The following is an 11904-nucleotide window of genomic DNA, read 5'->3' as shown; positions in this document are numbered from 1 at the left end:
CTATGACAACCTGAACGCCCGACTACCGACACACCGCTCCACCGAAAGGACGACATGTCCCGAGTCGTGAAATGCGGGCTGATTCAGGCATCCCACGCCTGTGGCACCGACGAGCCCCTCGAGACCATTCGCGCGGCCAATCTGGCCAAGCACATGGAGCTGATCGATCAGGCTGGCCGGGAGGGAGTTCAGCTTCTCTGCATGCAGGAGATCTTCACCGGCCCCTACTTCTGCGCGGAGCAGAGCACCCGCTGGTACGATGCGGTCGAGAGGATTCCCGACGGGCCCACCACCCGTCTCATGCAGGAAGTGGCCCGGGGGCACGCGATGGTCATCGTCGTTCCCCTGTACGAAGAGGACGGCACCGGTATCTACTACAATACGGCCGCCGTGATCGATGCCGACGGCAGTTACCTCGGCAAGTACCGCAAGAATCACATCCCCCATTGCGCGCCGGGCTTCTGGGAAAAATTCTATTTCCGCCCCGGCAATCTCGGGTACCCGGTCTTCAGGACACGCTACGCCGATGTGGGCGTCTATATCTGCTACGACCGGCACTTCCCCGAGGGCGCCCGGGAGCTCGGCCTCAACGGCGCCGAGATCGTGTTCAACCCCTCGGCCACCGTGGCGGGGCTCTCGGAATACCTCTGGCGGCTGGAGCAGCCGGCGCACGCCGTGGCCAACACATTCTTCGTGGGCGCCATCAACCGGGTGGGCTATGAGGATCCCTGGCGCATCGGCGAGTTCTACGGGCAGAGCTACTTCTGCACCCCGCGGGGTCAGATCGTTGCCCAGGCCGCGCGGGACCGGGACGAGCTGATCACCGCCGAGCTGGACCTGGACCAGATCCGTGAGGTCCGGAACGTGTGGCAGTTTTATCGGGATCGCCGTCCCGAGACCTACGGCGGGCTGTGCAGGCTGTGAGCGGGGGCGCCACGCTGACCCTCGAGTTTCGATGCATCGAACCGGCGGTCGATCTCGCGGCGCACGTTCGCCACTACTGGGTGCTCCTCGGCGGGGCCTCCGGCGCCCCGGCCCATCCGGTCTTTCCCGATGGGTGCAGCGGAGATCGTCTTCAATCTCGGCCCCCTCACGCACGAGCGGCAGCCATCCGGCCGGTTGACGGCCCAGCCCTTGACCATGCTGGTTGGCCAGATGACCCGGCCGCTAGATATGGTTCCCGGTGGAATGCTGCGGATCGTGGGAATCAAGCTGGCGCCCTGGGGAGCCGCGGCGATTCTGGGTGAGGCGAGCGCGGCGGTGCGCGATCGCACGGTCGCCCTGTCCGACATCGATCCGGCGCTCCTCCCCGAAACCGGCGATCAACTCCACGCGTGCCGTGGCGACGACCAGATCGGCGCGGTCCTGGATCGTGCGATTCGATCGCGGCTCGCAGCGGGCGGCGGCAGGCGGCGGGACGGTCTCAACCGCTTCGCCCGGTCGTGGTGCGGCAGTCCGGGACCATCCGTGGACGCGCTGGCCCGCGCCGCGGGGTGCTCCGCCCGAACCCTGGAGCACCAGTTCGATCGCTTCGTCGGCATCTCGCCGAAGGAGTTCTCCCGGGTGCGGCGGTTCCAGCGCGCGCTGCGTCTCGCGCGTGAGCAGCCGATGCTCCACTGGTCCACCATCGCCGCGCGGGCCGGTTACAGCGACCAGTCGCATCTGGGGCGCGACTTCCGGCAGTTCGCCGGGTGTGCCCCGACCCTGGTGGCTCCGGCCAGCACGCCGATCACGACAGCCTTCCTGAACGACCAGGGCTGACGCGCTTCGATTCGAGTGCTGTCGGATTCGTACAAGCGCCCGGCCCGATGACGTGCGACCTTTCCTCGAGGACCCTCGCTCGACGCCACTCTTCACCCTGTCTCGAAGCGGTGCCCGCATGCGCACGATTTCGCGCGATCTCACGCTCGGTGCAGGGTTGCTGCTCCTGGGATCGATCCCCGCAGCCGCCCAGCACTCCGCGGATCCGGCGCCGGCCGGATGGCTCGCGGGCTGCTGGTCGCTCCAGCGCGGCGATCAGATCGTCGAGGAAGCCTGGCTGCCCCCGCGGGGGGGGAATGATGCTGGGCATGAGCCGAACCACCAAGGGAGGGCGGGTCACCGAGCACGAGTTCGTGGTGCTGCGCGTTGCCGGGCCGGCTCTGGAGTACCGGGTTCGAACGGGCGATCAGGCCGAGGTGGTCTTCCGCGCGGCCGCACCGTCCGCCACCGAGGCGGTGTTCGAAAACCCCACGCACGACTTCCCCAAGCGCATCGGATACCGATTGGTGACGCCCGATTCGCTGCAGGCGTGGATCGATGGAGGGGCCGAGGCGAAGGGACCGAAGATCGGCTTCGGGTATCATCGGGTGGACTGCGCGGGTCACGCCTTCCGCTTGCGGTAGAGTCCGTCGAAGGAGGACGCCCAGGTTTTGCCCTTATCGGACGAGATCTCCCAGAACTGGCGTACAGTGCTGTCGGGATTGAGATGAAAGCTGAGCCGGTGCATCAGACGGGTGCCGTCCGCCTGTTTGGTCTCACCCCGTAAGGTCAGGGTCCCCTCAACGTAGCTGCCGGCGAGATTCAGCACGCCACCGTCGTTCGATACCCAGACCTGATGCCACCGGGCATCGCCTCGATCGAAGAAGTTGAGGCTCTGGCCGGTGCCGCCTTTGGCGCCGGTCCAGTGCTCGTGAATCAGGCACCCGTCCTCTTCCCGCGTCACCAGGTTGGTGCCGGCTTGCTTGCCCTGCGTGGTCACCTCCCAGTCACCGATCCAGAAATCGAACTGCCGGTACTCGGCCAAGTCGCACTTGGGGCGTGTCGCCTGCGCCGAGAGCGGATGAAATTGACCCGTCTGAAGCGTCAGAAGCAGGGCTGCCGCGAGGGCTATGCCTGTCGAACCGGGTGTTCGCATGGGATCTCCTGGATGAAGGGGGTGAGTTCAGCTCACTGTGCGCAGCCTCACGCCGTGCTCGGACATGGCAAGGGGGACGGTGCTCTGGCTCCGGCGCACACGGTTGGGGTACGGGCCGTGGCCAGCGGTGACCAGCCGCGCCCGGGAGGGACCAGCCGCCTAGCGGCGCGGGAACACGGTCTCACCCTTCAGCAGAGTCCAGATTGCCCGCGCCCGATGGATTTGATCCACCGGAAGCTCGAACAGATTCCGGTCCAGCACCACCAGGTCGGCGAGCTTGCCTGCCTCAATCGACCCGGTCTCCCGCTCCTGGTGATTGGCATAAGCGGCGTTGATGGTATAGAGCGCCACCATGGTGGGGAGATCGACCTCTTCGGCGGGGTGCCACGGCACTCCGCGCGAATCGCCCGGCCACTGGGCCGCGCTCGGCTGAGGGAGCCGCCCTTCGGCCGCAGGACATGCAGGAGCAGGAGATCAGGAGCAGAACGACGGCCGCCGGAGAGAGCCGGGATCGGGCCAACGCACGGGTATGGCGGGTGTTCACCTTCGAAGTCTAACCTGCGGCGGCACCCGATTCAGCGCTATTCGACGGCCACCTCTCCGACCTCCGAGCCGAACTCACTGGTCATCCGGCGGGTGCCGGGCGGCGCACCCCAGGCCCGGCCGTCGATCCGTACCGCGAGGCGATGCAGGCCGGGCGCGATCGGAAGCACGACACGCCACTCGTTTCCACCCGCGGAAGCGAGCTCGACCGGGCGCCAATCGGTGAAGTCTCCCGCCAGCTCGACCTCGCGGGCGCCCGGTGCCTGGAGCAGGATCTCGCGTCCGGTGATCCGCGCGGGACCGATGCGGAGGCCACTTCGCACCGGCGCAGCCGGGAGCTCCACCACCGGCATGGGGGCTCCGCTGAGCCTCACTCGCAGCCCCACGACCAGATAGCGTGAGCCTGGCAGTCCGGTCACCGGGTCGGATCCGGATCGGCCCACCGAGCCGAGGAGGGCCAACGGGCCGGTCAGGCTCCGCACGGCGGTCACGTCCCAGAGGGTGATCTCCGGCGTGGTCCGGCTGAACCTGCGGCCCAGCGAGAGGTCGAGGTCCAGCCGCGACAACTCCCACCGTCCGGAAAGCATCGCGTCGGTAAAAGTGGTGCGCCTCTCGAGGCTCAGCGTATCGGCGCTGCCAGCCAGCCCTGAATCGGCAGCGGCTCCTCCCTTTCCGCCTCCGCGGAAGAGATCGAACGAGGTGTTGGCCAGCGTCACCCCCACCCGAATCCGGCCCAGCCGGGCCGAGGTGCCGACGGTGCTGCGCTCGAGCGGCCGGTGCTGAGCCAGCGACCAGGCCGACCCGCGCGCCTGGCCGATCCAGAGCAGCGTGCTTGGCGACGGCGCGACGTATCCCCGGAGCTCACCCGCAACCGTGGCGGAGCCGGCCGCCTGGTGGTGCCAGGTCCAGTCGACCTCGCCCAGCAGCTCGGCGCGAAAGATCCCGAAATTGGGTGAATGGAGTGCTGCCCCGCTGGAGCCCTGAAAATTCCAGCGGCCGGCCTGCGCATTGGAGTACACCCCCGATCCGAACCAGCGGACAGGTCCAGCCGCCACTCGTACCGCCGGCGCGACAGAGGCCACCCCCCCGGTGATGGCGCGATCCGGCCGATAGCTTCCGGCGCCCATGTCCAGGGTGGCGCTGGCCTGGCCCGCCGCGGCGCCGGCCGCTCCGCCAAGGAGCAGCGCCACGATCGAGGCGATCGCGGGGGCGGTCATCGGTCCGACGGCGGATCGGCGGCCGGCGTTGTTACCGGCCGCTCGGGTGGCTGGGGCACGGCCGGAGTGCCGCCGCGTCGTAGCTGCACTCGGCGGCGCAGCTCCACGAACTCGGCGTCGGACCGACCCTCGCGCGCGAGATCGAAGACCTCCCTGGTGGCCTGCTCTGGCGGCACACCCTCCGCCACCAGGTCGGTGAGCACGGAGATCGGGACCACCAGGGACTGCCCCGATCTGATATCGTGGAGCTGGCTGAGCGAGCCGCCCGGGAGCCCGGCGCGAAGCGCGCCCGCACCAGCCGTGAGCTCCGCCTCGCTCGCGCGACTGCCGAGCGCCTCGCGCGCCTGGGCGAGCTGGCCCAGCAGCCCTTGGACCGCGGTCCGGATCCGGTCTCCGCTCGCCCCCATGGTGCTGCCCTCGAGCGCCTTCTGCACCAGCGGCTCGGTCGGGAGACCGCTGGTGCGCGCCGAATTCACCAGGTGCTGCACGGTTGCCGCGGTGACGGGATCCAGCCGCTCGGCGAGCCGGCGGTCCTGGGCCCGAAGCGCGGCCGGGAGCACGGTGACAAGGCCGACCAGTAGCAGGAGGAAAGAGGAGGATCGCATCGGATCAACTTACCGTCAGAACCGATGTCGGGGTACCGAAGTCGGCGTGGGAGACGGGCGGCTCGCTCGGATCCCTCACCCAGTGCCGCTGGTCGACCAGAAACGCGTAGTGGTAACGGCCCGGCTTGAGTCGGAGCTCGACCTTCCAGACCCCGGGCTCACCCGCGGGACGGAGCGGAGTAGCCGCCGGGTCCCAGTCGTTGAAGTCTCCCACGACGACGACCTGGGAGCCGGTGGGCGCGACGAGGCGGAGCTCGACCGACCTGGCGCCGCCGCTCGGCGTCGGCGGCGCCGAGGAGCGAAGCAGCAGCAGGAGAAGAATCCCGGCGGCGAGCGCGGCGGCGGCCAGAGCCCCGCGCCACCACGGCCGGCCGGCCGGCCGGGAGCCTTCCGTGCGGATCCTCCGGAGCGCCGCCGCATCGGTGGCCGGATCCAGTGCCACCGGCCGCCGGAGCTCGGCCACCGCCCGGCGCAGGATGTCATCCTGAAGTTCGTCGCTGTGATCAGGTGGCATGGATGTCCCGCAGCAGCTCCCGGAGCTGGTCGCTGGCCCGTTTGACTCGCATGCGCAGGGCCGGCTGATTGGCGCCGGTGAGCTTGGCCATTTCGTCGTACTCGAGTTCTTCCACGTAACGCAGGAGAAACGCCTCGCGGTAGTGGGGCCTAAGCCTGGCGAGTGCCCGGGCGATCTCTTCCCGCCATTCCAGCCCGTCGGCGGCGTCTCCGTTCGCGGCCACCTCGGTCGGAAGCTCTCCGGTGAACCGCCGATCCCGGCTGAGCCGCCGCTGCGCGGTCCGGCAGCGGTTGACCACGATCCGGAAGAGCCAGGCCCCGAAGCGTTCGGGTTGGCGGCACTCCCCCAGGCTGCGGTAGGCCCGGAAAAAGCTGTCCTGCATCGCTTCCTGGGCGTCTTCCCGATTGCCCACCATGTACACCGCGTAGCGCCCCAGCGTGTCGCGGTAGCGAGCGATCAGCTGGGTGTACGCCTCGAGGTCGCCGGCGAGCGTTCGGGCGACCAGCGCGGCATCGCTGTCGCTCATCATGGGTAGACTCTCACACCGCCCAGGTTGTGACAACGGGAATGGTGGCCAGCCGCACGGCCCGATGGTCACAGCCCGCGGCACCTCCGGGTCTCTGAGAGGGTGGACCCACCACGACTCTCGCGACTGTTCGGAGGCGGCTATGCGCAGCACTGGAATGGTGATCGGGCTGGGCGCGCTGTTGGCGCTGTCGGCCTGTGACTCGAATGAGATCGGGCCCCAGGCCCCCCATACGACGGACGGCAAGACCTCGGTGTTTCTCACCGATGATCCCTTTCCCTTCGACGGCGTATCCCGGGTGGACATCCACGTGGTCAGCATCGCCCTGGCGGTCCGAGCCGACACCTCGGAGTCTGGGCCACCCTGGGTGACCGTGGCGACCCCGGATCGCGCCTTCAACCTGCTCGACCTGCAGAACGGCTCGACCGCCCTGCTGGGCGACGCGGTGATCCCACGGGGCAACTACTCGGCGGTGCGGATGGTCATCGATCCCGACCGCTCCGGCATCACCGACGCCGAGGGCCAGACCATCACCCGTACCGAAACGCCCGGCACCCCGGGGATCGATTGGCAGGCGAAGGGCGTTCATCCGACGCTCTATGCCATGGTCGAGGAGCCGATGGCGGTGGACGAGAACGGTGCCGACATCGTCATCGATTTCGACGTGGGCCGCAGCTTCCTCTATGACGGGCACGGCGGGTTCACCTTCATGCCCTTCCTCCGCGCCATCACCCGCAGCGGCTCCGGCGGCATCACCGGGCTGGTGCGCCGGGAGGACGGCACGCCGGCCCCGAACGCGCTGCTCGGTGTCTACTATGGTCTCGATTCGACCTCGGTCCTCGGGCCGCTGGCTTCCACGTCGCGCAGCGATGCCCAGGGCCGCTTCACCATCTCCTTCTTCCGCCCGGGCTCGTACCAGGTGATGGCGGAGGATGTGCGGCGCCATCTGCGGAGCGAGGTGGTCACCGTGCAGGTGCGGGCGGGTCAGACGGTGGATGCGGGTGAGCTGCGCTTCAGGCTCACCGCGGGCCAGTCCGCCGCGGGCCAGTCCGCCGCGGCTGAGGCACAGTAGCCGAATCGGCGGGCTCCATCGTCACCGACGGGCCGCGGCCTCGCTGATCTCGGCTAACTGGCGCCGCGCCGCGGGGGCGTAGATCAGCTCATAGGGTGAGCGCTCCGCAATCGACCCATACCACGCGGCCGCTTCTTCCCTCCTTCCCACCTCGTGCAGCAGCTCGGCCCGGAGGAACCGCTGCGAGGCGAGCGAGAAGAACGGCGATGCCACGGTCAGCTGAAACCAGAGCTCCGGTCGGCACCGCTCCAGCAGCATGAGTCCCTCTCCGGCGCGCCCTTCGGCCCGCGCCACCGTGGCGCGTAGCTCCACCTCCAGGCTGCGCGCCAACCCGGTCGGCTCCGGCTGCGCGGCGCCCAGCTCGGCCACCCGGGCGGCGGCGCCGGCCAGGTTTCCCAGCCGGACCTCCAGCAGACCGAGCAGATACGCCCGGATCGCCGGGTGCAGATCGTTGTGCATCGCGAAAATCAGGAACATGCTCGGCTCGATCGTGCCGATGTCCCACCGCTCCAGGGCATGATGGACCTCGCGGAGCTCGCCTTGCGTCCGCGGCACGAACGGCAGAGTCGCGAACAGCGCCCGCATCTCGAGCCCCCAGGTCCGGTCCAGGACCTCGGCGTGCTCCAGCTCCTGCCAGGCCGACTCCGGCCGCTCGGCCGCCAGGGCGAGGTGGGCCAGCACGATGTGACAGAGCGCGCGCAGCTCGGGCGATCGGGCCACCTGGATGAAGCTCCGGGCCAGCAGCTCGGCGCCGGGAAGATTGCCGGCATAGAGCGCCACGTCGGAGAACGCAATCGCCACCGTGATGGCGCGGGCCTGCTGCAGCTCATCCGCGATCTCCTGCATCGCGGCGCGATCGCTGCCGGAGAACACCCGGAGTGCCCGCATCGCCAGCGCCTGATCTCCCTGGGGGCTCACCCGCAGGATCCGCTCGATCAGATCGAGCATCTCTCCTCTCCGGCCCTGGAGGGCGGAGATCCGCGCCAGGTGAACCAGCGCGGCGACATGGTCGGGGTCGAGCCGGATCACCCGCTCGAATGGCCCGCGGGCTTCCACGGCGGACCGGCCGCGGAGCGGATTGGAGTGAAAGAGGAGGTCGCCCAGGTGGAACCAGGCCTCCACGTCGTCCGGGTAGGTGCCGGTGATGGTGTTGTAGAGCGACTCGGCTTCCGTGACCGCGCCGTGCAGCCAGGCGCGCTGCGCGCTGAAGACCAGCCGGTCGTGAGGGGAGAGTCGCTGCCGGTGATCGAACCCGCGGTCGGCCAGCTCCCGGGCGAGATCGGGGAGCGCGCACCCCGCCGTTGCGGCCGCCAGGCGGTAGTAGGCCAGGGCGAATGAGCCGTCGGCGTCGACCGCGGCCTGGAACGCCTCCATGGCATCGAAGTACCGGCCCGCGCGCAGCTCGCGCTCGCCCCCGAGATACGCCTTGAGCGCATCCAGCGAGGTCGTGGTGCGCGCCGCCAGACGGGCCAGCCGGGTGCCGGGCCCGACCCGCTGCGCCACCAGGAGCTGGCGGGCGAGCTCGTCCACCAGATCGAAGATGTCGTCCTCGGCCGTGGCGTTGGCGTGGACCCGCGCGATCTCTCTGCCGTCGAGGGCGTACAGCGAGGCTGCCGCCTCGATCCGCCCGCCTGCCTCCACCACGGTGCCGGTCAGGTAGCGGCCTGCTCCGAAGTGCTCCGCCACCGCGCGGGCGTCGGGCAGCGCGGCCGCCGGGTCATCCCGGGCGAGGAAGCGGAGCAGTGCCCGCGGATCGACCGTGCGGATCTCGCCGGCACCGTCCAGCTTGGTGGCGAGCAGCTCGACCATGCCTTCCCCGAGATAGCCGAAGCGGCTGTTCCCCCGCACCGAGAAGGGCAGCACGGCGATGGTGCTGGCGGCGGGGAGGGCCGAGTCGGTCGGGGTGCTATCGGCCGCGGCCCGGGCGCCGGGGACCACTACGTCGGCGCGCGCCCTGATCATGTCGACCAGCGCACTGGTCTCAGCGGACGGATCGAGCTCGAGCTCCTGCGCCATGCGGCGGACGAACTGATCGTACATCCGGAGCGCGGCCGAGCGGTCACCCACCCGGTCCAGCAGCGCGAGCAGGCGGCGAAGGGCGGCTTCATCATGAGGGCTGAGCTCCAGCGCGCGCCGAGCCCACTGGGCGGCCTCGGACAGGCGGCCGTCGGCCTCGCTCCGCTCCACCAACGACCGTGCCGCCACCGCGGCGCGCTCCCGCAGCCGGACGCGCTCGCGATCCAGCCAGTCCTGGTAATCCGGGGACGCGCCGGTGACATAGAGACCTTCGAGCAGCGGCCCACGGTAGAGCGCCAGGGCCGCCTCGGCCTGTCCCTCGTCCAGCGCTCGGTCCAGCGCGGTCGCGTCGCACCAGAGTGCCGCCTCGGGTACCTCCAGCTCGTCGTCGCCCCGGCCGGCGACCACGTCCGCTCCTAGTTCCGCCCGCAGGAAGTAGAGCGAGCGGCGGAGTGCCGCACGCGCGTGCTCCTGATCCAGCTCCGGCCAGAAGAGCGCCAGGAGCGAGTCTCGCCGGTGAAACCGGCGAGGCGAGGCGATGGTGAGGTAAGCCAGCAGCCCGAGCCGTTTCGGCTGTTGAAGGACGGAACGGAGCTCGACCTCACCCGGGCCGCGTAGGTCCAGCACGCCGAGGGTGTGGAACCGGATCATGAATTCCGTGGGGAGCGGGGAGGTCACGCAACAACAACGGCAGGGCAACGCCCGGGCGGCAGTGTGTCCAACGTAAGAGCCGCCGGAGGGATCGGCAATGGGAGGAGCAGCCTGCATCGGTTGTCTCCATCATTTCATGGATGATGCCACCGGCACCCACCGCGCTCGGCGCCGCAGGATCCACGCACGAGTGAAGCTCCGGACGCAGTCCACACCCTGAAACCCTCTATTCGGCCGCCGGCGTGACCTGGCTCCGCAGGCCGGGTCACGCTCCGCACCACCGACAGGCAACGGCTCGGCGGGAGCTTAGCCCCGCACTCAACCGGAGCCGTCAGCATGATCGCAGCGGGGTGGAACGCGGATAGCGAGGCGTACGACGCCATCGTCATCGGCAGCGGGTTCGGCGGGGCGATGGCGGTACACGTGCTGGTGGAGGCTGGGTGGTCGGTGTTGATGCTGGAGCGGGGCGACTGGGTGCCCCGGGGAGCGCGGAACTGGTCGGTCGAGGGCGTGGGCCCGCTCACCCCGCACTACTCTACCGAGTCACCCTACCGGCTGAGAGACGACGCGGGAGATACCACGGCCGGCGCGTTTCACTGCGTCGGTGGCCCGTCGGTGTTCTACGGCGGTGTCGCTTTCCGTTTCCGCGCCGAGGACCTCGAGCACGATCCCGAGATCGCCGGCAACTCCGGGGCGCGGTGGCCCTTTACCTACGCCGCGCTCGAGCCCTACTACGCCGAGGCCGAACGGATCCTCGGCGTCGCGGGCGAGGCGGGTGCCGATCCGACGGAGCCGGGTCGCAGCACGCCCTACTCTCAGCCGCCGATGGAGCTGGCGCCGATCTCGCAGAGGATCGAGCGCGCCGCACGTGAGCTCGGCTGCCGGCCGTTCCGGCTTCCGCTGGCGATCAACCACACCGAGCGTCCCGGCCGAAACGCCTGTGTCGCCTGCGGCACCTGCGACGGTTTCGCCTGCGCGGTCGGCGCCAAGAACGATCTCGCCACCGTGGCGGTGCAGCCCCTGCTGTGCCGTGGGCTGCACCTCCGGACCAACGCAGTGGCCACCCGGCTCACGACCGAAGGCGGCCGGGTGACCGCGGTGGAAGCGACCGACCGCGACTCGGGCCGGGTCAGCGTCTATCGCGGGGGCACAGTCGTGCTGGCCGCCGGAGCGATCGCCTCGCCCCATCTGTTGCTGGCGTCCGGGCTGCAGCGACTCAATCCCGGCGGTCACGTCGTGGGCCGCTATCTGATGCGGCACTACAACGAGATCGTCTTCGGCGTCTCTGGTGCGAGCGCAGCTGCCCCACCTCCTTGGCGCAGTCCTGGCACCCTGGGTGAATCACCTGACAGGGCTGCTGGTAATCGCGGAAGATCAGCCGCAGTACGAGAACCGAGTTGGGCTCGATGGCCCTGTCACCGATCGATACGGCCTGCCGCGCCTGCTCGTGAGCCACCGCTACAGTGCTCGAGACCGCGCGGCCGGCAAGGCGCTGGGGAACCGCGCCCGGGCCATCCTCCGCCGGACCGCCGATTCCGCGGGCTGGACAACCTCTACGTGATGGACGGCTCACCGGGCTTACCCCGAGCCTGCTGCTGGTCGCCTTGGCTGCCACCGGGTACACCGTCGCCGCGACGGAGACCTACAAGACCTTCTTCTTCCCATCGAAGCCTCGGGGGAAGTTCGCCGGCATGCCGATCCGGTTTCCCGAGATGCGGCGGCGCCGGCAGCGATTCGTTCCGCTCTACGTGGCGATCTGGGTGGTCGTCCTGGCCGCGATTGCCGGAGCGGCCCATGGCTGAGTCCCTGCCGCACCGGCGCTTCCGCAACCGGACTCTGACGGCGGTGCATGCTTAACGAGGTG

The 11904-nt window shown here is 69.5% G+C and carries 12 protein-coding genes; 5 read left to right on the top strand and 7 right to left on the bottom strand.

What is annotated here, in order from left to right; all coding sequences use genetic code 11:
• The first annotated feature begins 54 nt into the window (after positions 1 to 54).
• The 3 genes from VHR41_12070 to VHR41_12060 are packed head-to-tail and all read left to right on the top strand — an operon-like array spanning position 55 to position 2384.
• On the top strand, positions 55 to 924 hold the full coding sequence (locus tag VHR41_12070; protein ID HEX3234928.1) for a nitrilase-related carbon-nitrogen hydrolase: 870 nt from the start codon (positions 55 to 57) through the stop codon (positions 922 to 924).
• Between the two features lie 51 nt (positions 925 to 975).
• Positions 976 to 1761, top strand: a complete 786-nt coding sequence (locus VHR41_12065) for a helix-turn-helix domain-containing protein (protein HEX3234927.1) — start codon at positions 976 to 978, stop codon at positions 1759 to 1761.
• Between the two features lie 47 nt (positions 1762 to 1808).
• Positions 1809 to 2384 (top strand): DUF6265 family protein, encoded by a 576-nt coding sequence (locus tag VHR41_12060; GenBank protein ID HEX3234926.1) that lies wholly within the window; start codon positions 1809 to 1811, stop codon positions 2382 to 2384.
• On the opposite strand, the gene VHR41_12055 is transcribed toward VHR41_12060, so the two are convergent.
• The 6 genes from VHR41_12055 to VHR41_12030 all read right to left on the bottom strand — a co-directional run bounded on the left by VHR41_12055 (position 2363) and on the right by VHR41_12030 (position 6304).
• A complete protein-coding gene (locus VHR41_12055) occupies positions 2363 to 2896 on the bottom strand; it encodes a hypothetical protein (protein HEX3234925.1) in 534 nt (177 codons plus the stop codon). The genes VHR41_12060 and VHR41_12055 overlap by 22 nt on opposite strands.
• 159 nt (positions 2897 to 3055) lie before the next feature.
• Positions 3056 to 3289 (bottom strand): amidohydrolase family protein, encoded by a 234-nt coding sequence (locus VHR41_12050; GenBank protein ID HEX3234924.1) that lies wholly within the window; start codon positions 3287 to 3289, stop codon positions 3056 to 3058.
• Between the two features lie 188 nt (positions 3290 to 3477).
• Entirely contained in the window at positions 3478 to 4656 is a 1179-nt protein-coding gene (locus VHR41_12045; protein ID HEX3234923.1) for a glycogen-binding domain-containing protein, read from the bottom strand.
• A complete protein-coding gene (locus VHR41_12040; GenBank protein ID HEX3234922.1) occupies positions 4653 to 5261 on the bottom strand; it encodes a hypothetical protein in 609 nt (202 codons plus the stop codon). The genes VHR41_12045 and VHR41_12040 overlap by 4 nt, the downstream gene beginning before the upstream one ends.
• 4 nt (positions 5262 to 5265) lie before the next feature.
• Complete coding sequence (locus VHR41_12035) at positions 5266 to 5775, bottom strand: isoamylase early set domain-containing protein (protein ID HEX3234921.1); 510 nt, start codon at positions 5773 to 5775, stop codon at positions 5266 to 5268.
• Positions 5765 to 6304: an RNA polymerase sigma factor gene (locus VHR41_12030; protein HEX3234920.1), complete on the bottom strand. Its 540-nt coding sequence runs from the start codon at positions 6302 to 6304 to the stop codon at positions 5765 to 5767. Before VHR41_12030 ends, VHR41_12035 begins: the two co-directional genes overlap by 11 nt.
• 139 nt (positions 6305 to 6443) lie before the next feature.
• Here VHR41_12030 and VHR41_12025 point away from each other — a divergent pair, with 139 nt between their 5' ends.
• Entirely contained in the window at positions 6444 to 7373 is a 930-nt protein-coding gene (locus VHR41_12025; protein HEX3234919.1) for a DUF4382 domain-containing protein, read from the top strand.
• 21 nt (positions 7374 to 7394) lie between these two features.
• Here the strand turns inward: VHR41_12025 and VHR41_12020 are convergent, their stop codons facing one another.
• Positions 7395 to 10040 (bottom strand): BTAD domain-containing putative transcriptional regulator, encoded by a 2646-nt coding sequence (locus VHR41_12020; protein ID HEX3234918.1) that lies wholly within the window; start codon positions 10038 to 10040, stop codon positions 7395 to 7397.
• A 336-nt stretch (positions 10041 to 10376) separates the two neighbouring features.
• Between VHR41_12020 and VHR41_12015 the strand changes: the two genes are divergently transcribed.
• A complete protein-coding gene (locus VHR41_12015; protein ID HEX3234917.1) occupies positions 10377 to 11897 on the top strand; it encodes a GMC family oxidoreductase in 1521 nt (506 codons plus the stop codon).
• The last annotated feature ends 7 nt before the right edge of the window (positions 11898 to 11904 follow it).

The sequence above is a fragment of the Gemmatimonadales bacterium genome (assembly GCA_036265815.1).
In the GTDB taxonomy this organism is placed as follows: domain Bacteria; phylum Gemmatimonadota; class Gemmatimonadetes; order Gemmatimonadales; family GWC2-71-9; genus CAVVWJ01.
This window is presented reverse-complemented; position numbering and strand designations above follow the sequence as displayed.